Here is a 21,188-nt window from a genome sequence, read left to right as displayed (position 1 = left end):
CAACAAACCTAACTTTCACGCGTTCCTCCCACCCCCACACCGGGAGATCCCATGAGACGCGCCTCAACCCGCCCGCTGCGCCGGTCGGTTGCCCTATTGGCCGGCCTCGGCCTGATCGGCCTGATCGGCCTGTGGGCCGTCGCGAACGCCGCGGGCAGCACACCCCCGAGCGCCCCCGGCTCCACGGCCGCCGCCCCACCGGCCGCCCCCTCGCCCCGGCCGCCCGTCCACCGCGCCGCGCCCCTGTGGCGGGCCGATCCTGCGGTCGGCATCAAGGCGTTCGAGGGTGTGGAGACCAAGCCCGGGCAGGTCAGCGTCGTCGACGATCCGGCCGGGCGGTACGGGAAGACGTATGCGCTGCACACCTCGGGGCGCAAGGTCGACGACGCCACGCGGGTGCGGGTCGAGACGCGCGGACAGCGCACCTCGGGCGGACCGCTGCGCTTCGCGAAGGAGGGCGACGTCTTCTACGTCGGCTGGCGCTCGATGTGGGGCCCGCTGCCCACCCGGAAGGGCGAGTGGGTGACGCTCTGGCAGCTCAAGGACTACGGCTCCGGCGCCGCCACCCCGCCGCTGTCGCTGCGCGCCCGCGGCGACGGCACCGTCGACCTGGAGTACAGCGACCCGGAGCTGAAGACCACCCAGCTCTGGCACACCGGTCTGAAGCCGGGCTCCTGGCACTCGTTCGTCGTCGGTCTGAAGATCTCCAAGGACCCGGCGAAGGGCTGGGTGAAGCTGTGGCACAACGGCGCCGCCCAGAAACTGGCGGGCGGCGCCGCGCAGTACCGGGCGGCCACGCTGCGGGCCGGCTGGGTCACCGACAAGTGGGGCGTCTACCGCTCCGACGGCGTCACCGGCGCGGCCACCGCGTATCTCAACGATGCCGCGGTGGGCCGCGCGTACGGCGACGTGGCGCCCTGACGCCGTATCAGGCGGGGAGGCGGGCGCGCGCGTCGGCCAGCGCCCCGGCCAGCAGCTGCGCGCCCTCCTCCGCCTCGGCGACGTTCAGCGTCATCGGCGGGGCGATGCGCAGGCACGCGCCGCCCCGTCCGCCCTTGCCGACGAGCAGTCCGCGCTCCCGGGCCGCCTCCACGACCAGCGAGGCGGCCTCGGCGGACGGCTCGTCGGTGCCGGGCGCGACCAGCTCCACGCCGATCATCAGGCCCCGCCCGCGCACCTCGCGGACGAGGTCGCTGCCGGCGGCGACGGCCCGCAGCCGCTCGATGAGCAGTCCGCCGACGCGCCGGGCGTTGCCCTGGAGGTCGTGGTCGACGAGGTAGGTGAGGTTGGCGAGACCGGCGGCGACGGTGACCGGGCTGCCGCCGAAGGTCGAGATGGAGTGGGCGCTCATCGCGTCCATCACCTCGGCGCGGGCGACGACCCCGCCCAGCGACATGCCGTTGCCGATGCCCTTGGCGAAGGTCAGCAGGTCGGGCGGGCCGTTCCCGGCGTGCGCCTGCCAGCCCCAGAAGTGGTCGCCGGTGCGGCCCCAGCCGGTCTGCACCTCGTCGCTGATCCAGAGGATGCCGTGTTCGTCGAGGACCTCGCGGAACGCGGCGTAGAGCCCGTCGGGCGGGGAGGTGAAGCCGCCGACGCCCTGGACCGGTTCGGCGATCAGCGCGGCGACGCCGCCGGCGGTCTGCGCCAGCACGTCCTTCAGGTCGGCGACGCACGCCGCGATGTAGTCGGCGTCGCCGAGATGGGCGTACGGGCCGCGGCTGCGGACGCCGCCGTGGACGTAGAGCGTCTGGAGCGGCGAGAGGCTCGTCGGGGACCAGCTCGCGTTGCCGGTGACGGCGACGGTGGAGAAGGAGCGGCCGTGGTAGCTGTTGCGCATCGCCAGGACCTGGTTGGAGCGGCGGTACGCGGTGGCGAGCAACAGCGCGGCGTCGTTGGCCTCGGTGCCCGAGGTGGTGAAGAAGACCCGGGCGTCGGGGATGCCGGAGAGCGCGGCGATGCGCTCCGCCAGCTCCACCATGGGGCGCGAGAGGTAGAGCGTCGAGGTGTGGATGATGCGGCCCGCCTGCGCGGTGACGGCGGCGGTGACCTCCGGCAGGGCGTGCGCCGTCATGGTGGTGAGGATGCCGCCGAAGAAGTCGAGGTAGCGCTTGCCCTCGGCGTCCCAGACGTGGCGGCCCGCGCCGTGGGTCAGTTCGATCGGCCGCTCGTAGTAGAGGTCGAGCCAGGAGGGCAGCACCGCGCGGTGGCGGGCGAGCAGCGCCCCGGGGGCGCCGTCGGCCGTCACGGGCGCACCAGCCCCTCGTACGCGTCGGGGCGGCGGTCGCGGTAGAACGCCCACTGCTGGCGGACCTCGTCGATCAGAGCGAAGTCGAGGTCGCGGACGAGGAGTTCCTCCTTGCCGTCGTCGGCGACGTCCCCGACGAACTGGCCGCGCGGGTCGACGAAGTAGCTGCTGCCGTAGAAGTCGTTGTCGCCGTACTCCTCGGTGCCGACGCGGTTGATGGCGGCGACGAAGTACTCGTTGGCGACGGCGGCGGCGGGTTGCTCCAGCTTCCAGAGGTAGGCGGAGAGACCGCGGGAGGTGGCGGAGGGGTTGTAGACCAGCTGTGCGCCGCCGAGCCCGAGCTGACGCCAGCCCTCGGGGAAGTGGCGGTCGTAGCAGATGTAGACGCCGACCTTGCCGACGGCGGTGTCGAAGACCGGCCATCCGGCGTTGCCCGGCTTGAAGTAGTACTTCTCCCAGAACCCCTTGACCTGCGGGATGTGGTGTTTGCGGTAGATGCCGAGCACGGTGCCGTCGGCGTCGATGACGGCCGCGGTGTTGTAGTACACGCCGGACTGCTCGACCTCGAAGACGGGCGCGACGACGACCATGCCGGTCTCCCGGGCGAGGGCCCGCATCCGGGTGATGGTCGGGCCGTCGGGGACCGGCTCGGCCCAGCGGTAGTGCTCGGGCTCCTGTACCTGGCAGAAGTACGGGGCGTTGAAGACCTCCTGGAAGCCGATGATCTTCGCGCCCTGCCCGGCCGCCTCGCGGGCGTGGGCCTCATGCTTCGCGATCATCGATTCGGTGTCGCCCGTCCAGGTCGCCTGGACCAGTGCGGCTCGCACAACATCGGCCATGAACAGCTCCTTTGTCGGCGCGTCAGGCTGCGGGCCACGCGGTCTCGGGCGGGCCCTGCGCGCGTGGAGGCGACCGTAGGCCCCGCCGCGCACCGGGGCAAGCCCCTCTCCGGTGCGTCGCCGGGCGCGCCCGCCACGGACGCGGCCGCACCGCCTCACCCTCCGGCATATCGACAGGGAAACTTGCAAGTTTTCCTGTCGTCCTTCTACGGTGGCGCCATGGACGACGCGCAGAACCCGGAGCCCGGACCGCTCGCCTCCGATCTCGCGGCGGCGGTCGGTCTGCTCATGCGCCAGCTGCGGGCCGCGGCGCCGCTCGGCGGGGTGACCCCGACCCAGCGCGCGGTCCTGGCCCGCCTCGACCGGGACGGCCCGGCGACCACCGCCGCGCTGGCCCGCGCGGAGCTGGTCCGCCCGCAGTCGATGCGGCTGACGCTCGTGGCGCTGGAGGAGCACGGCGTCGTGGCGCGCAGCCCGCACCCGACCGACGGGCGGCAGGTCGTCCTCTCCCTCACCGACGAGGGCCGGCGGCTGATCGGCGAGGCGCGGCAGGCCAAGCGGGACTGGCTGACCGATGCGCTCACCGAGCGGCTGACCGCCGAGGAGCGCCGCACCCTCGCCGAGGCGACGGCGCTGCTGCGCCGGGTGACCGGCCCCTGAGCCGCCCCGCGACACCTCCCGACTCCCCCACGGCGCCCGCCCGTTGACGCCGCCGCATCCCCTTCCCCTGGAGACCTCATGTCCGCAACGACGCTCGACCCCACCTCCGCCCTCGTCGTGATCGACCTGCAGAAGGGCATCGCCGGGCTGCCCACCGTGCATCCGTCGGACGAGGTCATCGCCCGCTCCGCCCGGCTGGCCGCCGCGTTCCGCGCGCGGCGGCTGCCCGTGGTGCTGGTGAACGTCACCGGCGGCGCACCGGGCCGCACCGAGACCTCCCGCGCCGGCGGCACGCCGCCCGCCGACTGGGCGGAGCTGGTGCCCGAGCTGGACCGGCAGCCCGGCGACATCCTCGTCACCAAGCAGGTGTGGGGCGCCTTCCACGCCACCAACCTCGACCTGGAGCTGCGCCGCCGCGGCGTGACGCAGGTGGTGCTCACCGGCATCGCCACCAGCATCGGCGTGGAGTCCACCGCCCGCGCCGCGTACGAGCACGGCTACCACGTCACCGTCGCCACCGACGCGGTGACCGACCTGGACGAGGCGGCGCACCGCAACAGCCTGGAGAAGATCTTCCCGCGGCTCGGCGAGAGCGGCACCACGGCCGAGATCCTGGCCCTGCTGGGCTGAGGCCTCCGGGCGGCGTCGTTCCGGTTCAGGGCCGCTGCGCCGCTCCCGTTCCGGAGTCCTCCGTGAAGTAGCTGTCGTGCCGGATGCGGAACTCCTTGAGCTTCTCGGGGCCGCGCTGCGACATCTCCGCGACCCGCTCGAAGTACTCCTCGCGCGGTCCGCCCGGGGCGAAGAGCATCAGCATGGACACCGGGTCGTCGGTGGCGTTCTTGAAGGCGTGCAGACCGCCCGCCGGTACGTACAGGAAATCTCCCTCGCGGCCCGTGACCCACTTCTCGCCGTCGAAGAGCTCCAGTTCGCCGGAGAGGATGTAGAAGGACTCCGACATCGCCCGGTGGAAGTGGGTCTTCGCCCCGGCGGACCGCGGGCCCAGCACCCCTTTGTAGAGGCCGAATTCGCCGCCGGTCGACTCCTGCGTGGCGAGGTAGCTGGTGGACCCGCCGGGCGAGGAGACCTCCGGCGGGGTGCCGGCCGCACGGAAGGACGCGCTCACCTCGCCCTCGGCACCGTGGTAACGGGGCTGCGGGTACTGCATGTTCTCTACGTACGACATCGTGCGCTCCTTGTCGGCAGATCCACCACAAGGGTGCCCGTGGCGGCCGGGCACGGTATCGGGCCGGCGAAGGATCACCGCGGGCCCCGGGACGAGGTCCAGCGGCCTAAGCCCTGCCACCGCGTGCGCGAGCGGCGCCGTGGGAGCGGGGCCGTCCAGGTGTGGCTACGCACGCCCCGGCCGCGGCCCCGCCGCATCCACGGCCGGGCGGCGCTCGTGCCAGCGCAGGGTGTCCTGGAGCTGCGCGGTCAGCGACAGCAGCCGGGCGTCGCCGCGCGCGGGGCCGAGCAGTTGGGCGCCGAGCGGCAGACCGCCCGCGGTGAACCCGGCGGGGACGTTCACCGCCGGCCAGCCCAGGACGTTCCACGGCCAGGCGTACGGGCAGGCCGCGATCATGGCCTGATCGGTACGGCGGCCGCCGAGCCCGGCGAGGGCGCCGATCCGGAGCGGCGGGGTGGCGGTGGTGGGCGTCAGCAGCACGTCGTAGCGGCCGAACAGCGCACCGATCCGGCGCTGTTGGCGGGGCTCGGCGGCGCGCGCCCGGCGCAGCACCGGGCCGCTCAGCAGCCGCCCCAGGCGGGCCGCGCCGCGGGTGCGCCGGTCCAGCAGCGCCGGGTCGGGCACCCGGGCAGCCCACTCCCGCACCCCGTTGGTGGCGCGCGGCACGAACGCCAGGCCGATCAGCCCGTAGTCCGGGTCGGCCTCCTCGACGAAGTGGCCGAGCCCGGCGAGGGCGCGGGCCACCGCGGTCACCGCGCGCCGTACGTCCGGGTGGAGCGGGGTGGCGGTGGCGGTGAACGGCGGCTTGAAGGACAGGGCGATGCGCAGCCGGCCGGGGTCGCGGCGGACGGCCTCGCGGGCGGCGAGCGGCGGCGGCCGGTGCAGATCGCCGGGGTGGCTGCCGCTCGCCGCGTCCAGCAGCAGCGCCGCGTCCTCGACGGTGCGGGTCAGCGGGCCGATGCCGGTGATGCCCTGGAACGACTCGGCGTCCGGCCAGGTGGAGAAGGTGCCGCGGCGCGGTTTGACGCCGACCAGATGCGTCCAGGCGGCGGGGATGCGGACCGAGCCCGCGCCGTCGGTGCCGAGGGCCGCGGGGACCAGGCCCGCGGCGACGGCGGCGGCCGACCCGCCGGAGGAGCCGCCCGGGGTGTGGTCGAGATGCCAGGGGTTGCGGGTGTCCCCGAAGGCCGGGCCCTCGGTGAACGGCCACTGGCCCAGCTCGCAGGCGTTGGTCTTGCCGACGACGATCGCCCCGGCCGCCCGCAGCCGCCGCACCACCTCGGCGTCGTGCGCCTTGACCGGGAACTCCCCGGCGCAGCCGAACGCGGTGGGCTCGCCCGCGACGTCCATGTCGTCCTTGACCGCCACCGGCACGCCGAGCAGCGGCAGCCGCTCCCCGGCCGCGAGCCTGCGGTCGGCCTGTGCCGCCTCCTCCTCGGCGGCCCCGGCGCGCAGCCGGCGGAAGGCGTTGACGGTGGGCGCGGAGGCGGCGATGCGGTCCAGGCAGCGGCGGACGAGCGCGGCGGAGGTGGTCTCGCCGCGGGCCAGCGCTCCGGCCTGCTCGGCGAGCCCTTCCGGCGGCTCCCCGGCGCCGGGCGGGGCGGAGCGCCCCTCGCCGTCCTCGCGCCGCACGCCGTCCTCGTGACTCTCGTGGCTCTCGTCGATGCTCACGGCGTGCGCCTCCCGGGGCTGCGGCGGACCGGTGGTCCCCGGGAGGCTATGCGGCAGGCGCCCGCCCGGCAACGACGCACCGTGGCGGGGCGCGTCGTCGCCGGGCGGGCGCGGAGGGTCCGGACGGCGGGGCCCGGACCGGCTACAGGCAGGCCGGACCGGCTATGGGCAGGCCGGTCCGGCTACTTCGCGTCGACGACCATCGCCGAGCCGCCGCCGCGCCGTGCCTTCTCGGCCGCGGCCAGCCAGCGGCCGCCGGGCAGCGGCTGCACGCCGGTCGCCGCGCCGATCTCCTCGACCTGCGAGAACCGGTGGCCTATGCCCTCCAGCTCGCTGCGGAGCGGGCTGTTCCACAGCGCCGGTTCCAGCTCCGTCCTCGCCGCGTTGCGCTGGCTGGCGCGGGGCGCGGCGATGGCGTCGACCAGCGGCATCCCGCGGTCTAGGTGGTTGACGAGGGATTGGAGCACGGTGGTGATGATGGTCGCGCCGCCGGGTGAGCCGAGCGCCACCACGGGCTTGCCGTGCTTCAGCACGATCGTCGGCGAGATCGACGACCGCGGCCGCTTGCCCGGACCGGGCAGGTTCGGGTCGTGCACACCCGGGGTGATCGGCGTGAACGAGAAGTCGGTCAGCTCGTTGTTGAGCAGGAAGCCGCGCCCGGGGACGACGATGCCGCTGCCGCCGGTCTGCTCGATGGTGAGGGTGTAGGCGACGATGTTGCCCCACTTGTCGGCGACGGTGAGGTGGGTGGTGTTCTCCCCCTCGTACGTCGTCGGGGACGCCTTGCCGGAGCTGCCGCAGGGCTCGGGGTGGCGCGGGTCACCGGGCGCGAGGGGGCTGGTGAGGACCGCGTCGTCCTTGATGAGGCAGCCGCGGGCGTCGGCGAAGCGCTGCGAGGTCAGGCCGCGGACCGGCACGTTCTCGAACTTCGGGTCGCCGACCCAGCGGCCCCGGTCGGCGAAGGCGACCCGGCTGGCCTCGATGTAGCGGTGCAGGTACTGCGCCTCGCTCAGGTGCTTGACGTCGCTGCGCTCCAGGATGTTGAGCGCCTCGCCGACGGTGGTGCCGCCGGAGGAGGAGGGGCCCATGCCGTACACGTCGAGCCCGCGGTAGCGGGTACGGGTCGGGGCCTCGCCGAGCGCCTTGTAGTCCGCCAGGTCGCCCATGGTGAGGTCACCGGCGCGGACCTTGCGGTCGGCTCCGGCGCGCACCGGGGGCTTGCGGACGGTGTTGACGACATCGCGGCCCAGGTCGCCGTGGTAGAGCGCGTCGACGCCGCGGCGGCTCAACTCGTCGTAGGTGCGGGCGAGATCGGGGTTCTTCATGGTGGAGCCGACGACCGGCAGCTTGCCGCCGGGCAGGTAGAGGCCGGCGGTGGCGGGGAAGTCCCGGAACCGCGCCTCGTTCTGGGCGGTCTGCTTGCGGAACGTTTCGTCAACGGTGAATCCGCGCGCCGCGAGGTCGCGGGCGGGGCGCAGCACCTGACCCAGCGACCGACTGCCCCACTTGCGCAGCGCGGTGTCCCAGGTGGCGGGCGTGCCGGGGGTGCCGATGCTGAGGCCGCTGGTGACGACCTCGTCGAACGGCAGCGGTTTGCCGTTCTCCTGGAAGAGGCCTGCTCCGGCGGTGCGCGGGGCGGTCTCGCGGCCGTCCAGGGTGCGCACGGTGCGGGACTTGGCGTCGTAGTAGACGAAGTAGCCGCCACCGCCGACACCGGCGGAGTACGGCTCGGTGACACCGAGGGCGGCGGCGGTGGCGACGGCGGCGTCGACCGCGTTGCCGCCCTTCTTCAGCACCGCGATACCGGCGGCCGAGGCGTCCTGGTCGACGCTGGAGACGGCGCCGCCGGAGCCGACGGCGACCGGTGTCTTGGCCGGAACGGGCGCGGGCCGCGGGGCGCCGGAGCCCGCGGTGGCGGGTTGGGCGACGGCCGGAACCGCCACCAGTGAACCGGCCAGGGCGGCCACGGCCCCCAGGACGGTGAGACGTCGGGCACGGGACATAGGGGGACTTCCTCCAAGCGCAGGGAACGCAGGTGGCGGGAGCCTACTCGTGGTATTCGCGTCGTGACAGAGGGGTCCACCTGCTGATCTTCCCCGGCTTTCCCGTCGCACCGGCCGCCGGGAGCCGTGGCGTCCTCCGCCGGGAACGCGCCGGAACGCCGACCGCTCGTCATGGCGTCCACCGGGCCGCGCCGCCGCCCGCTCACGTCCGTTTCCGGCCACCGCCCCGCACCGGGTGACGGCACGCCGAAGGCGCACCCCGGGCGCCGCCGCGCCCCGGACCCACGGCATCGGATACCGGCCAACCACGCCGTACGAACCGGGACGAGCGCTCCCATCCCGCCCGCCCCGCTCGAACACACACCCGGACAGGGGTTACGCTCCCCCGCCATGAACGACTCCCTGCTCCTCCTGATCGTCGCCGCCGGTGCGCTCGTCGTCGGGGCGGCGGCCGGCTGGGCCGCCTCCACGGCGGCCGCCCGCCGGACGCTGCACCGCACCCAGCGCTTCTTCGGCCTCCCGGAGGGCTCGGAGTGCGTCCTGGTCACCCACCGGGACAGCGCCTCGGCCCACGGCAGCATCCCGCGCCACGACGCACTGGCGCTGCTCGGCCTCGCCGCGGTGGTCGAGAACTGCGGTGCCCACCCGGAGGTCGCGCCGCACGACACCGGGCTCCAGGGTTTCGGCGCCCGTACGGAGTTCTGCGTCGGCGATCCGACGGCCCACCGCCGTCTCGCCGCACACCTCACCTCGCTGCTGCCTGGTGTCGCGGTGCATCCGGGCGATGCGACCGGCGCGGACCGCGGGACGTTCACCATCGGCTCGACCGCGTACCGCATGGAGCCGGGCGCCGTCGAGTACGTCCTGCTGGCCCGGCTGACGGCCGGTGAGGGCGGCCGTCCGGTCTTCCTGGCGGCCGGCCAGCGCCCGGTCACCCACCGGGCCGCGGTCCGCCATCTGGTCCGCAACCATCCGCAGCTGGCCCGCAAGCACGGCGCCGACGGGCAGTTCTGCCTGCTGCTGAAGGTGGTCAATTCGCAGGCGTACGGGCCGGACGTGGTCGAGGTCGTCGCGGACGTGACCCGCACGGCGACCGCCCCCGCCGAGCCCCGGGGACACCGCGCCACGGCCTGAGCGAGGCGGGGGCGCGCCCGGAGCGGTACGGCGTCCGGCCGCGGGAACGGTGTGCGGCCGGCGCGATCCGAAGGGGCGCCCGGTGCCCCGTTCGCGACGGTCCCTCAGGGCGCGGGCCCGGCACCCGGCGGGCGGTCGCCGGCGCGCGCACCCGGGTGGGATCTGCCAAGCTCGTCAACATGATCGCCCGGATCCGTTCGACCGCCCAGCACTGGACCCGGGCGGTGCCCGTACTCGCCGTCGTCCTGCTGATCCTGGTCTGGGGCCGGTCCCTGCCGGGCGCGCTGGTCGCCGTGGTGACGCTCTTCCTGGCGGGGTCGGTGCTGGCCGCCGTGCACCATGCGGAGGTGATCGCCCACCGGGTCGGGGAGCCGTTCGGCTCGCTGGTGCTCGCGGTCGCGGTGACCATCATCGAGGTGGCGCTGATCGTCACCCTGATGGCCGACGGCGGCGACAAGAGCGCCGCGCTGGCCCGGGACACCGTGTTCGCCGCCGTCATGATCACCTGCAACGGGATCGTCGGGCTGTGTCTGCTGGTCGGTGCGTTGCGGCGGCGGGTGGCGATCTTCAATCCGGAGGGCACCGGCGCGGCGCTGGCCACCGTCTCGACCCTGGCCGGTCTCAGCCTCGTCCTCCCGAGCTTCACCACCAGCGGCACCGGCGCGCAGTTCTCCACCCCACAGCTGATCTTCGCCGCGCTGGCCTCCCTGGTGCTGTACGGCCTGTTCGTGACGACGCAGACGGTGCGCCACCGCGACTACTTCCTCGCCCCGGTGACGGCGACGGGCGATGTGCTCGACACCGACCACGCCGAGCCGCCGTCGCGGCGGACCGCGCTGATCAGCCTGGGCCATCTGGGGCTGGCCCTGGTCGCGGTGGTGGGGCTGGCGAAGGCGGTGTCGCCCGCGATCGAGTCGGGGGTGGCCGCGGCGGGGCTGCCGTCGTCCGTCGTCGGCGTGGTGATCGCGCTGCTGGTGCTGTTGCCGGAGACCATCGCGGCGGTCCGCGCGGCCCGCCGCGGCCGCATCCAGACCAGCCTCAACCTCGGTCTCGGCTCGGCGATGGCCAGCATCGGCCTGACCATCCCGGCGGTCGCCGCCGCGTCCGTCTGGCTGGCGGGCCCGCTGGAGCTGGGGCTCGGCCCGACCCATATGGTGCTGCTCGCCCTGACGGTCGCCGCGGGCACCCTGACCGTCATCCCCGGCCGCGCCACCCCGCTCCAGGGCGGCGTCCACCTCGCCCTCTTCGCCGGGTACATCGTCCTGGCCCTGAGCCCCTGACCGGCGACGACGGCACTGCGGCCACCGATCCGAAGGGCCCGGGCGCCCCGGGGATCCGGGCCTCGCCCGCCCGTCGGGCCCACCCGCTTCGACGGGATCAACGCACCGATCGCGCCCCAGGGGGCGTCACGGCCCCGCGAAGACGGACAAGACACCCCCCAGGTGATCGACTTCGGTCGCCGACCGTGAGACGCGCCACGTTGCGCCCCTTTGGGCCCCTTTTCGGGCGGATGTCCCCACCCAGTGGTTTATCGTTCAAGCGGAAGCGGGTGTCACTGCGCCGCCCGGGCCGCCGTCCCCCCGGTTGCCCGGAAGATCCGGCCGACGACGCCCGCGGGCCGGACGCCATGCGCGTACCAGGCCGCCCCGGCCGGATTCCCCCGTCCGGCCGGGGCTTCCCCTCCACTTCACGGCCCCGGCGCGGGCCCTTCCCCGGCGCGGATCCGGGGCCGCCCCTCACCGCAGATACGACGCCCCGTTCACGTCCAGCACCGTGCCCGAACTCCAGACGGCCTCCGGTGAGGCGAGATGGAGGACGGCGGCGGCGATCTCCGCGGGCTCGGCGACCCGCCCGAAGGGGCTCTGGTGCCGTACGTCCTCGGCGAGCCGGTCGGCGACCCGTTCGGTGGCGACGAAGCCCGGTGCGACCGAGGCGACCGCGATGCCGTAGGGCGCCAGATGGAGCGCGAGCGACTGCCCGAGCGCGTGCAGCGCCGCTTTCGACGCGCCGTACGCCGGGTGGTCCGGCTCGCCCCGGTAGGCGCCGCGGGAGCCGATGTTGACGATGCGGCCGGGGACCGCCCGGTCGATCATGTTCCGCGCGGCACGGTGGCTGACGTGCGCGGCGCCGAGCAGATTCACGTCCACGATCTCCCGCCAGGCGCCCTGCCACTCGTCGAACGAGGTGGTGGCCGCCGGGTGCGGACGGTTCACCGCCGCGTTGTTGACCAGGACGTCGACGCCGCCGAGCCCGTCGACGGCGGCGGCGACCACCGCGGCGGCGCCCTCCGGGGTGGCGAGGTCGCCGCGGACCAGGACATGGCCGCTGCCGTGCAGCCCGGCCAGGGCCTCGCGGGCCGCCTCCTCCCGCGCGCGGTAGTGCAGCGCGACCCGGTCGCCGTGTGCGGCGAACCGCTCGGCGACCGCCCGTCCGATACCGCGCGAGGCGCCGGTCACCAGCACCGCGCGGCTCATCGGGCACCTCCCGCGACCACGCCGGGACGGAACGCCCGGGCAGGGGCCGCGTGCCCCCGCCGCAAAGGCCGATCGGACAGCTGCACGGACACGCTCCACCTCGCCCCTCGCCCCGCCACGACCGCGGGATCGACCGTCAGTGATCGTAAAGGATCACCGTTGGCCGAAGCGGGGCGGGCCGGGGTCGTGACGAGGAAGGACATGGCCTTGACGGCTCCGCCGGGAGGCGGCCGCCGCCGGGCCCGCATGCGTCAACGGGCCCGGCGGTGCGGCCGGTTCAGCGCGCCTGCTGCACCAGCTTCTCCAGGTCCGCGGCGACCTGACCGACCTCCGGCAGGGCGAGCGCCGCGCGGTGCGCCCGGCGGACGCGGTGGGCGACGTCCCGGTCCGCCAGCAGCTCCTCACAGGCGGTGGCGACGGCGTCCGCCGTGTTCTCGGTGACGTGCCGGCCCAGGCCCAGTTCGGCCACGCGTGCGGCGTTGTGCGGCTGGTCGCCGAAGTTCGGCAGCACCGCCATCGGCGTGCCCGTCCGGATCGCCTCGCGGACGCTGTTGTAGCCGCCGTGGGTCACGAGCAGGTCGGCGCACTCCAGCAGCAGCGGCTGGGCGAGGCGCTCGACGAGCCGGACGTGCGGGGCGGGCTCGACGCCGTCGAGCGGTATGCCGCCGGTCGCCACGATCGCCGAGCAGTGCAGCCGCGACAGCCCCTCGACGGTCGCCCGCAGCATCTCCGCCGGGTGCGTCATCCCGGGCGGCAGCTGCAGACCGTGCTCCTGCATGCCGACGATCATGGGCAGCGCGGTGCCGGTGGCCGCGAACACCAGCGGCCGGTCCACCGGGAGTTCGGACACCCACGACGGCAGCCCGTCCGTGCGGTCCACCAGCGTGGTCTGCCGGTAGGCCCGCACGGGCGCGGGGAAGCGGGCGAACGCGTACTCCTGCGGCAGGTAGTCGAACCTGCCGTACGGGGTGAACGACCCGGCGTCCTCCTGCTCGGGCACGCCCACCTCCCGGCGCAGCCGGTTGAGGTCCGGCAGCAGCTGCGCCGGGTCGACCATGTTGACCAGTCCGGACGGGATCGGCAGCTGCGGAATGCCGAGCCGCTCGGCGAGCACGATCCCGGCCATGTCCATCCCGTCCCGGATGATCACATCGGGCCGGACCCGGTCCGCCAGCTCCGCCAGCACGTCGTACATCTCGCGGGCGTGATCGCCGGTGAGCAGGGACAGCACCAGCCGGACGTGCGCCTCCCCGGTGGGGTCGGCCTCCAGCTGCGCGTCGGATCCGGCGAGCGGATCGGTCATGGGCAGCCTCGCCAGGACGGGTTCGAGGGTGACGGCGTCGGCGTGGAAGACGGGCGCCAGCTCGGGGGTCGCGGCGACGGTGACCGTGTGTCCGGCCCCGGCCAGCGCGCGGGCCAGGGGGAGCATGGCCCGGCCGTGGGACGGCGAGCCGGTCGAGGTGCACAGAACACGCATGCGGGGATCCTCATTCTCTGGAGAGTGGCCACGAGCACCGCCGGTCGCCGTGGCCGCCGTACCGCCGGGCACCGCCGTGAACCGCGTCACGCGCACTCCCCCGCCGCGGTCCGCACCCCCACCGACCGACGCATGATCGAACGGTAAGGAGGCCCTGTTCACAGCGTCAAAGCAGTTCAGCGCGGGCCCACCCGGATTGAGCCACCCTTCTCCGGGCACCCTGTTCGAAATTGGAATTGGAGATGCCATTTATGTACGGTGAGGAACGTGCGACTCACCAAGAGCACCGACATCGCCCTTCGCATCGCCATGCGCCTGGCGGTCATCGGCGACGGCGGCGACGCGCCGACCACCCGGGAGGTGGCCGCCGCGGTCGACGTCCCGTACACCCACGCGGCCAAGGTCGTCAGCAAGCTCCAGCACCTCGGCGCGGTCGAGGCGCGCCGGGGGCGCGGCGGCGGCCTGACGCTGACCGATGCGGGACGCACCACCTCGCTCGGGCGCCTGGTCCGGGAGCTGGAGGGCGTCCACGACGTCGTCGGCTGCGAGGACGGAGCGGGCTGCCCGCTGCGCGGCGGCTGCCGCCTGCGCGGCGCCCTGCGCACGGCCCAGGAGGCGTTCTACGCCTCACTGGACCCCCTCACCATCGACGATCTGATCAAGGCCCCGACCGGCCCCTTGCTGATCAGCCTCTCCCCGCGACCACCGGACTGAGAACGGCCGGCACACGGAAGGCCGGGCGAGCGGGGCGTACGAATCCGGGGCGACCCACCGGCTCGACGACTCCCCGCGCCCGGCCGGACGTTGACCATGCCACGGCCCAACTCAGGCCCCAGCAACCAGACTTGACCACTCCTCCCTCATGCGCCACCACCCCCGCAGGCATCTTCACTTGGTCGAAAATATGCATCTCACATGCCTATTTGAGGTCCGTGAAGCCGCCCACCGACCATCCCTCCTCCTCTCCCGTCCCCTTCCTCCTCGCGGTTCCCCTCTGTCCCGCCCTCCCGAAAAGCAGGAGTCCTCCATGTTGTCGCCGAAATCGGCTGAGACCGTCCGCATCACCCTCCCCGCCGTGGCCGCCGCCATCGGCGAGGTGACCCCGCTCTTCTACGAGAAGCTGTTCGCCGCCCACCCGGAGCTGCTGCGCGATCTGTTCAACCGCGCCCACCAGGCCGACGGCAGCCAGCGCGAGGCGCTCGCCGGATCCATCGCGGCGTTCGCCACGCATCTCCTCGACCACCCCGACGAGCGGCCGGACGCCCTCCTCAACCGGATCGCGCACAAGCACGCCTCCCTCGGCGTCCGCGAGAACCAGTACCCGATCGTCCAGCGGCACCTCTTCGCCGCGCTGGCCGAGGTGCTGGGCGACGCGGTGACCGAGGGGGTCGCCGCCGCCTGGGACGAGGTGTACTGGCTGATGGCGAACGGTCTGATGGCCGCCGAACGACGGCTGTACGCGGCGGCCGGCGCAGCGGACGGCGACACCTGGCGGACCTATCGGGTCGCCGGACGGGTGGCGGAGACCGAGGACGTCGCGACCTTCTTCGTCCGGCCCGCCGACGACCGGCCCATGCCGCCGTCCCTGCCCGGGCAGTACGTCTCCGTCCAGGTCGAACTGGCCGACGGGGCCCACCAGATACGCCAGTACAGCCTCTCCGGGCAGCCGGACGGCGGGCTCCAGTTCTCGGTGAAGCGGGTACCCGGCGGTTCGGACGCGGCAGCCGGAACCGCGCACCCCGCGGGCGAGGTCTCCGGCCATCTGCACGACCACGTCCACGAGGGCGACACCCTGCGGGTGAGCGCGCCCTTCGGTGAGGTGGTCCTGGACGAGGGCGACCGGCCGCTGCTGTTCGCGACCGCGGGCATCGGCTGCACCCCGGCCATCGGCATGCTCTCCCACCTCGCCGCCGCCGGCTCCCCGCGCCGCATCATCGCCGCACACGCCGACCGCACCCCCGCCACCCACGCCTTCCGCGACGACCTCCGTCAGCTCACCGGCAAGCTGCCGAACGCCACGGCGGAGGTCTGGTACGAGCAGCCGGGGCCCGAGGCGACCGGCGCCCGGGCGGATGCCGCCGGCTCCGGTGACGAGCCGGCGCCGACCGTCCGGCAGGGGCGGATGGATCTCGGCGCGCTGGAGATCCCGCCCGGCACCGTCGCGTACCTGTGCGGGCCGGTGCCGTTCATGAAGGCGGCCCGTGCCCAGCTGCTGGCCGCGGGGGTGCGCCCGGCCGATCTGCACTACGAGGTCTTCGGCCCCGACCTGGGACTCTGACCGGACCACGGGCCCGGCCCGCTCCGTCTACCCCGGCACCACCCCCAGCGCCAGCAACGCACGGTGCGGAAGGACGAGTTGCCCGTCCGGGCCGGTGAACGAGGCCGCCAGACGCCGGAAATGACGGGCGATCCGGTCGGTGACCTCGGGGCCCTGGCTGATCACGGTCTGCCCGATGGCGGCGACCCCGGCGGCCGGGCCCCGCCACCACTCCTCCGGGGTGGCGCGGTGGTTCCAGGTGACGGGGCGGCAGGCCACCCCGGTGAGCCCGGCGCCCCGCAACAGCCCGGCCAGTCCCGGCACATCCCGCGGGAAGTCGTCCTCCGGCGCCAGGGCCGGCAGGCCGGCCGGGCGGGCTACCCCGGCCGCGGCGACGGCCCGGCCGAGGAGCGCCTGCCCGGGCGCGGCGGGCACCGCCCAGACGGTCAGGGCGATACGGCCCCCGGGCCGCACCACCCGGCTCAGCTCGGCGAGGGCCGCCCGGGGGCGCCCGACGTGGTTGAGGACGAAGTTGCCCGCCGCCGCATCGAACGCCCCGTCGGGGAAGGGCAGTCGGGGCAGCGCGGCCCGGTGCACCTCGGCGCCACCGGCGGACCCGGCGACCGCCTCGGTCCGGCGGACCATGTCGGACTCCGCGTCGACGGCGGTCACCCGCGCCCCGCGCGCGAGCGCCGCGAGCGTCACCGCGCCCGTACCGCAGCCGGCGTCCAGCAGCTCGGTCCCCGACCGCACCCCTGCCGCATCGAGCAGCAGCGGCACGGTATGCGCACAGAGCCGCCCGAACCCGGCCTCGTACGCCGCCGCCCGCCCCGCCCAGGCCCGACGCTCCCCCAGGTCGAAGGGGGTTTGGCCACCGCATGCGCTTTCGTGGCGACCGTCACCTTCACCGCGGCCACCACCTTCGCGGCGGCCTTCACCTCCCCAACGACCGTCAGCTTCACGGCGGCCTTCGCCTTTACGACGGTCGTCAGCTTCACGGAGGCCTTCGCCTTCACGTCGGCCGTCGGCTTCACGGCGGCTGCCGTCCTTCGCCTTCGCGGCGGCCGTCGTCCCGGGCGTCGTCGCCCCCGCCCCCTCGATGCCCCGCTCCATCGCCATGCCTTCCCGCCCTCTCGCTCGTCACCGCTCTCTCGGCCCACCTCGGACGTTACCCACACGTAACCTACCGGTGAGTTACCACCGGTAAGCCGCGCACCGTACGCTCCTGTTCACCTCGCACGCCGGGTGTCGCGTCGTGTCGGCAGGCGCTCGCGGGCCGCCCGCTCCTCCCCGTCGGAGGCGTCCGGGCCCCGCCGGACGGGCCGCGTCCGGCGGCACACCTCACGCTCTGGAGCAGAAGATGACCCCCTCCCGCACGGCGCTGCGCGCCGCGACCGCCGCCGTCTGCGCCGCGGTGCTCGCCACCACCGGTCTCACCGCGGCCCCGGCGGCGGGCGCGGCCACCGCCGGGCACGGGCGCGCCGCGGCGCCCGCCGTGCGGTTCGTCGACATCACCGGCGACGGCGGCGTCACGCTGAAGGCCCATGTCACCACCCCGGCACACGCCGACGGCTCCCGCCGGTATCCGCTCGTGGTGCTGCCGACGAGCTGGGCGATGCCGCGGGTGGAGTATCTGGCGCAGGCGGCGAAGCTGGCGGCGGAGGGCTATGTCGTCATCGGCTACAACGTGCGCGGCTTCTGGCGGTCCGGCGGGGAGATCGAGACGGCCGGGCCGCGCGATGTGGCCGACGCCTCCAAGGTGATCGACTGGGCCCTCGCGCACACCCCCGCCGATCCGGCGAAGGTCGGCATGGGCGGGGTGTCCTACGGCGCCGGCATCAGCCTGCTGACCGCGGCGCAGGACAGGCGGGTCCGGGCGGTCACGGCGCTCAGCGGCTGGGGCGACCTCATCGACTCCATCTACAGCGGACGCACCCAGCACCTCCAGGCGACCGCGCTGCTCGGCGCCGCCGGTGCGCTCGCCGGCCGGCCCGGCCCCGAACTCCGCGCCGTCCTCCAGGACTTCCTCGGCTCGAACCTCGCCAAGGAGAAAGACATGATCGCCTGGGGGAAGAAGCGCTCCCCCGCCTCCTACGTCGACCGCATCAACGCCAACGGCGCGGCGATCATGCTCGGCAACGCCTGGGGCGACTCCCTCTTCCCGCCCAACCAGTACGCCGACTTCTTCGAGAAGCTGAAGGGACCCAAGCGGCTGGAGTTCCGCCCCGGCGACCACGCCACGGCCGAGGGACTCGGGCTCTTCGGTCTGCCGAACGACACCTGGTCGCACGCCCGGGAGTGGTTCGACCACTACCTCAAGGGCGCGGACAACGGCGTCGACCGCGCGGCGCCGGTGCAGCTCAAGCCCCGCTCCACGGGCACGTACGAGGGCTACCACAGCTGGCGGGAGGTGGCGTCCGGGCAGCGGCGGATCGCGCTGGACGGCACCCGTACGCTGCGCACCGGCCTCGACTCCGGCGCCGACGGCGGCCTCGTCTTCCTCTCCAGCATGCTGGATCAGCTCCTCCATCTGCCGCCCACCGCCTCGATCCCGCTGCTGCCCCGCTCGCTCGCCGCCGTCTGGCAGTCCGAGCCCTACCGCACCGCCCAGCGCATCCGCGGCACGGCGAGCCTGCACACCACGCTGACCGGCACCGCGGAGAGCGGCACCGCCGTCGCCTACCTCTACGACGTCGACGCGCTCGGCATCGGCCGGCTCGTCACGCACGCGCCGTACACCTTCCACGACCGGACGCCTGGCGCCCCCTTCGGCGTGGACCTGGACCTCTTCTCCACCGCGTACGACGTGCCCGCCGGGCACCGGCTCGCGGTGGTCGTGGACACCGCCGATCCGCTCTACATCGCACACAATCCGCGCGGCGCGAAGCTCACCCTCTCCTCCCCGGCGTCCGCTCCCTCGTCCCTCACCGTGCCGGTCCGCGACTGATCCGCCCACCGCTCCGCTCCCCCCGTGGATCCCGGCCGCGCCCTTCCGACGCGGTCACTACAGAACGTTACAAGCGACCACTGACAGCACCCTCCGCGCGCTGCAACATGCCTGGTATGGCCGGAAGTTGGCTGTGCGGGCGGGGAAGGCCGCCGTACCTTTGACCCCGTGACCAGATGAGAAATCTGGTCACGACGGGGGACGGAGGTGCGGCGATGGAGCAGCCGGGGCGCGGGGAGCGGATTCTCCGGGTGGCGGGGGAGCTCCTGGTGGCCTGGGGCTACCGCAGGGTGACCATCGACGAGATCGCCCGTCACGCCGGGGTCGGCAAGGGCACCGTCTACCTGCACTGGAAGACCAAGGACGCGCTGCTGCTCGCGGTCCTCCTGGACAGCAAGAACGCCGCCCTCGCCGGGCAGTTGGCGCGGCAGCGGAAATGTCCGCTGGAGGTGCTGCCGAGCCGGATGGCGCGCGGCTATTTCCAGGACTTCCTGACGAGTCCCGTGCTGCGCGCCCTGCACACCGACGACACCAACATCCTGGGCCGCCTCAACGACATCGCCGCCACGGAACTCTCCGACCTGATGGACCGCACCAACCGGGCCGTTCTCCGTCACCTGGAGATCCTGCGCGGCCACGGTCTGGTCCGCGAGGATCTGGCCACCACCGACCAGATGTACACGTACACGGCGGTCATCAGCGGCTTCTTCACCACCGAGGTGCTGCTCGACAACCGCATCCCGGAGCCCGCCGAGAACCGCGCCGATCTTCTCGCCCGCACCCTGCGAGCCGCGCTGGAGACCCCGGCCGGCTCCGTCACCGACCCGGGCGACCTGCCCGGCGTCCGCGCAGCCGCGACCCTGGCCGCACCCGCGGTCATCGCGCTGTACGAACACATCGCCCGGCTCAGCGCCGAGGAAATGCGCCGTCAACTGCGCGATTGACTCCCGACCGGAGGAGAACACGATGTCTGCGAAGCCGTCCACCGACCCGAACGCGGTGCCCGCCGCCTTCTCCGTGCACGTCGGCAAGCACCCGGGCGAGCCCAACGTCATGGACCCCGCGCTGCTGACGGACCCGTTCGGCGGCTACGGCGCACTGCGCGAGAAGGGCCCGGTCGTCCGTGGCCGCTTCATCGACGACTCGCCGCTCTGGTTCATCACCCGCTTCGACGAGGTCCGCGAGGTGCTGCGGGACCCGCGGTTCGCCAACGACCGCATGCACGCCCGCGGCAACGCCGAGGGCGAGGACCCGCTGTCCAATGTGCTGGAGACGTTCGGCATCGCCGAGGAGATGAACAAGTACTTCACGGACTCCATCCTCAACAAGGACGCGCCGGACCACACCCGGCTGCGCCGGCTGGTCTCGCGCGCCTTCACCGCGCGCCGGATCAACGCGCTGCGGCCGCGGGTGGAGGAGATCACGGACGAGCTGCTGCGCCGGCTGCCCGAGCACGCCGAGGACGGCGTCGTCGACCTCATCGAGCACTTCGCCTACCCGCTGCCGATCACCGTGATCTGCGAACTGGTCGGCATACCGGAGGAGGACCGGCCGCAGTGGCGCGCCTGGGGCGCCGATCTGGTCTCGATGGATCCGGAGCGGCTGGGGCGCTCGGTGCCGCCGATGGTCGGGCACATCCACGAGCTGATCGGGCGCCGCCGCGCGGCGCTCACCGACGATCTGCTCAGTGATCTGATCCGGGCGCACGACGAGGACGGCGGCAAGCTCAGCGACGTCGAGATGATCACCATGGTGTTCACGCTGGTCCTGGCCGGCCACGAGACCACCGCCCATCTCATCGGCAACGGCACCGCCGCTCTGCTCACCCACCCCGACCAGCTGCGGCTGCTGCGGGAGGACCCGGAGCTGGCGCCGCGCGCGGTGCACGAGCTGATGCGCTGGTGCGGCCCCGTCCAGGGCACCCAGCTGCGGTACGCCACCGAGGACGTCGAGCTGGCCGGCGTCCGGATCGCCAAGGGGGACGCGGTCCAGGTCATCCTGGTCGCCGCCAACTATGACCCGCGCCACTACGACGACCCCGAGCGGCTGGACCTCACCCGCCACCCGGCGGGCCAGGCCGAGAACCACGTCGGCTTCGGCCACGGCATGCACTACTGCCTCGGCGCCACGCTGGCCCGGCAGGAGGGCGAGGTGGCGTTCGGCAAGCTGCTGGCGCACTACCCGGACCTGGCGCTGGCCGTCGCGCCCGAGGAGCTGGTGCGCCTGCCGCGGCCCGGCAACTGGCGGCTGACGACGCTCCCGCTCCGCCTGCGCTGAGGCGCCGCCCGGCGCCGTCGC

18 protein-coding genes are annotated in these 21,188 nt (G+C 74.0%); 10 read left to right on the top strand and 8 right to left on the bottom strand.

Annotated elements, in window-relative coordinates; genetic code table 11:
* The first annotated feature begins 51 nt into the window (after nt 1–51).
* Nucleotides 52–921 (top strand): heparin lyase I family protein, encoded by an 870-nt coding sequence (locus ABT345_RS17390; RefSeq protein ID WP_345077069.1) that lies wholly within the window; start codon nt 52–54, stop codon nt 919–921.
* 7 nt (nt 922–928) lie between these two features.
* Here ABT345_RS17390 and ABT345_RS17385 read toward each other — a convergent pair whose 3' ends face one another.
* Nucleotides 929–2,245, bottom strand: a complete 1,317-nt coding sequence (locus ABT345_RS17385; protein ID WP_345077072.1) for an aspartate aminotransferase family protein — start codon at nt 2,243–2,245, stop codon at nt 929–931.
* Nucleotides 2,242–3,084, bottom strand: coding sequence for a nitrilase-related carbon-nitrogen hydrolase (locus tag ABT345_RS17380; RefSeq protein ID WP_345077075.1), 843 nt, complete (start codon nt 3,082–3,084; stop codon nt 2,242–2,244). The genes ABT345_RS17385 and ABT345_RS17380 overlap by 4 nt, the downstream gene beginning before the upstream one ends.
* A gap of 219 nt (nt 3,085–3,303) precedes the next feature.
* Here ABT345_RS17380 and ABT345_RS17375 point away from each other — a divergent pair, with 219 nt between their 5' ends.
* Both ABT345_RS17375 and ABT345_RS17370 read left to right on the top strand, forming a co-directional pair.
* The gene (locus tag ABT345_RS17375) at nt 3,304–3,744 is read left to right on the top strand and encodes a MarR family winged helix-turn-helix transcriptional regulator (RefSeq protein WP_345077077.1); all 441 of its coding nucleotides are present in this window, start codon (nt 3,304–3,306) and stop codon (nt 3,742–3,744) included.
* A 78-nt stretch (nt 3,745–3,822) separates the two neighbouring features.
* A complete protein-coding gene (locus ABT345_RS17370) occupies nt 3,823–4,374 on the top strand; it encodes an isochorismatase family protein (RefSeq protein WP_345077080.1) in 552 nt (183 codons plus the stop codon).
* Nucleotides 4,375–4,399: 25 nt separating this feature from the next.
* Here ABT345_RS17370 and ABT345_RS17365 read toward each other — a convergent pair whose 3' ends face one another.
* The 3 genes from ABT345_RS17365 to ggt all read right to left on the bottom strand — a co-directional run bounded on the left by ABT345_RS17365 (nt 4,400) and on the right by ggt (nt 8,601).
* On the bottom strand, nt 4,400–4,927 hold the full coding sequence (locus ABT345_RS17365) for a cupin domain-containing protein (protein WP_345077084.1): 528 nt from the start codon (nt 4,925–4,927) through the stop codon (nt 4,400–4,402).
* Nucleotides 4,928–5,092: 165 nt separating this feature from the next.
* Nucleotides 5,093–6,559, bottom strand: coding sequence for an amidase (locus tag ABT345_RS17360; protein WP_345077256.1), 1,467 nt, complete (start codon nt 6,557–6,559; stop codon nt 5,093–5,095).
* A gap of 221 nt (nt 6,560–6,780) precedes the next feature.
* On the bottom strand, nt 6,781–8,601 hold the full coding sequence (gene ggt / locus ABT345_RS17355; protein ID WP_345077087.1) for a gamma-glutamyltransferase: 1,821 nt from the start codon (nt 8,599–8,601) through the stop codon (nt 6,781–6,783).
* Nucleotides 8,602–8,991: 390 nt separating this feature from the next.
* Here ggt and ABT345_RS17350 point away from each other — a divergent pair, with 390 nt between their 5' ends.
* Together ABT345_RS17350 and ABT345_RS17345 are read left to right on the top strand one after the other, a co-directional pair.
* Nucleotides 8,992–9,735: a hypothetical protein gene (locus ABT345_RS17350; protein ID WP_345077090.1), complete on the top strand. Its 744-nt coding sequence runs from the start codon at nt 8,992–8,994 to the stop codon at nt 9,733–9,735.
* Nucleotides 9,736–9,914: 179 nt separating this feature from the next.
* Nucleotides 9,915–11,015 carry a calcium:cation antiporter gene (locus tag ABT345_RS17345; RefSeq protein WP_345077093.1) on the top strand — a complete coding sequence of 367 codons (1,101 nt, stop codon included), beginning with the start codon at nt 9,915–9,917 and terminating at the stop codon, nt 11,013–11,015.
* 456 nt (nt 11,016–11,471) lie between these two features.
* Here the strand turns inward: ABT345_RS17345 and ABT345_RS17340 are convergent, their stop codons facing one another.
* On the bottom strand, nt 11,472–12,209 hold the full coding sequence (locus tag ABT345_RS17340; protein WP_345077096.1) for an SDR family NAD(P)-dependent oxidoreductase: 738 nt from the start codon (nt 12,207–12,209) through the stop codon (nt 11,472–11,474).
* Between the two features lie 277 nt (nt 12,210–12,486).
* Complete coding sequence (locus ABT345_RS17335) at nt 12,487–13,686, bottom strand: glycosyltransferase (protein ID WP_345077098.1); 1,200 nt, start codon at nt 13,684–13,686, stop codon at nt 12,487–12,489.
* A 267-nt stretch (nt 13,687–13,953) separates the two neighbouring features.
* Here ABT345_RS17335 and ABT345_RS17330 point away from each other — a divergent pair, with 267 nt between their 5' ends.
* Complete coding sequence (locus ABT345_RS17330; RefSeq protein ID WP_345077101.1) at nt 13,954–14,400, top strand: RrF2 family transcriptional regulator; 447 nt, start codon at nt 13,954–13,956, stop codon at nt 14,398–14,400.
* Nucleotides 14,401–14,713: 313 nt separating this feature from the next.
* Entirely contained in the window at nt 14,714–15,964 is a 1,251-nt protein-coding gene (locus ABT345_RS17325) for a globin domain-containing protein (protein WP_345077104.1), read from the top strand.
* Between the two features lie 27 nt (nt 15,965–15,991).
* Here the strand turns inward: ABT345_RS17325 and ABT345_RS17320 are convergent, their stop codons facing one another.
* Entirely contained in the window at nt 15,992–16,798 is an 807-nt protein-coding gene (locus ABT345_RS17320; protein WP_345077259.1) for a class I SAM-dependent methyltransferase, read from the bottom strand.
* A gap of 505 nt (nt 16,799–17,303) precedes the next feature.
* Between ABT345_RS17320 and ABT345_RS17315 the strand changes: the two genes are divergently transcribed.
* From ABT345_RS17315 to ABT345_RS17305, 3 genes are all read left to right on the top strand, one after another.
* Nucleotides 17,304–18,890: an alpha/beta fold hydrolase gene (locus tag ABT345_RS17315; protein ID WP_345077107.1), complete on the top strand. Its 1,587-nt coding sequence runs from the start codon at nt 17,304–17,306 to the stop codon at nt 18,888–18,890.
* A gap of 215 nt (nt 18,891–19,105) precedes the next feature.
* A complete protein-coding gene (locus ABT345_RS17310; RefSeq protein ID WP_345077110.1) occupies nt 19,106–19,834 on the top strand; it encodes a TetR/AcrR family transcriptional regulator in 729 nt (242 codons plus the stop codon).
* 22 nt (nt 19,835–19,856) lie between these two features.
* On the top strand, nt 19,857–21,167 hold the full coding sequence (locus tag ABT345_RS17305) for a cytochrome P450 family protein (protein WP_345077113.1): 1,311 nt from the start codon (nt 19,857–19,859) through the stop codon (nt 21,165–21,167).
* Nucleotides 21,168–21,188: the final 21 nt, after the last annotated feature.

This window comes from Streptomyces sp. NPDC000404, assembly GCF_040300365.1.
In the GTDB taxonomy this organism is placed as follows: Bacteria; Actinomycetota; Actinomycetes; order Streptomycetales; family Streptomycetaceae; genus Streptomyces; species Streptomyces ramulosus.
Note: the sequence above shows the minus strand (reverse complement) of the source record. Positions and strands in the feature narration are given on the sequence as shown.

Coding starts and splice junctions, on each gene's coding strand:
- ABT345_RS17340 (WP_345077096.1), bottom strand. CDS start 12,209: ATGAGCCGCGCGGTGCTGGTGACCGGCGCCTCGCGCGGTATCGGACGG.
- ABT345_RS17315 (WP_345077107.1), top strand. CDS start 17,304: ATGACCCCCTCCCGCACGGCGCTGCGCGCCGCGACCGCCGCCGTCTGC.
- ABT345_RS17310 (WP_345077110.1), top strand. CDS start 19,106: ATGGAGCAGCCGGGGCGCGGGGAGCGGATTCTCCGGGTGGCGGGGGAG.
- ggt (WP_345077087.1), bottom strand. CDS start 8,601: ATGTCCCGTGCCCGACGTCTCACCGTCCTGGGGGCCGTGGCCGCCCTG.
- ABT345_RS17390 (WP_345077069.1), top strand. CDS start 52: ATGAGACGCGCCTCAACCCGCCCGCTGCGCCGGTCGGTTGCCCTATTG.
- ABT345_RS17345 (WP_345077093.1), top strand. CDS start 9,915: ATGATCGCCCGGATCCGTTCGACCGCCCAGCACTGGACCCGGGCGGTG.
- ABT345_RS17370 (WP_345077080.1), top strand. CDS start 3,823: ATGTCCGCAACGACGCTCGACCCCACCTCCGCCCTCGTCGTGATCGAC.
- ABT345_RS17305 (WP_345077113.1), top strand. CDS start 19,857: ATGTCTGCGAAGCCGTCCACCGACCCGAACGCGGTGCCCGCCGCCTTC.
- ABT345_RS17375 (WP_345077077.1), top strand. CDS start 3,304: ATGGACGACGCGCAGAACCCGGAGCCCGGACCGCTCGCCTCCGATCTC.
- ABT345_RS17365 (WP_345077084.1), bottom strand. CDS start 4,927: ATGTCGTACGTAGAGAACATGCAGTACCCGCAGCCCCGTTACCACGGT.
- ABT345_RS17380 (WP_345077075.1), bottom strand. CDS start 3,084: ATGGCCGATGTTGTGCGAGCCGCACTGGTCCAGGCGACCTGGACGGGC.
- ABT345_RS17350 (WP_345077090.1), top strand. CDS start 8,992: ATGAACGACTCCCTGCTCCTCCTGATCGTCGCCGCCGGTGCGCTCGTC.
- ABT345_RS17335 (WP_345077098.1), bottom strand. CDS start 13,686: ATGCGTGTTCTGTGCACCTCGACCGGCTCGCCGTCCCACGGCCGGGCC.
- ABT345_RS17325 (WP_345077104.1), top strand. CDS start 14,714: ATGTTGTCGCCGAAATCGGCTGAGACCGTCCGCATCACCCTCCCCGCC.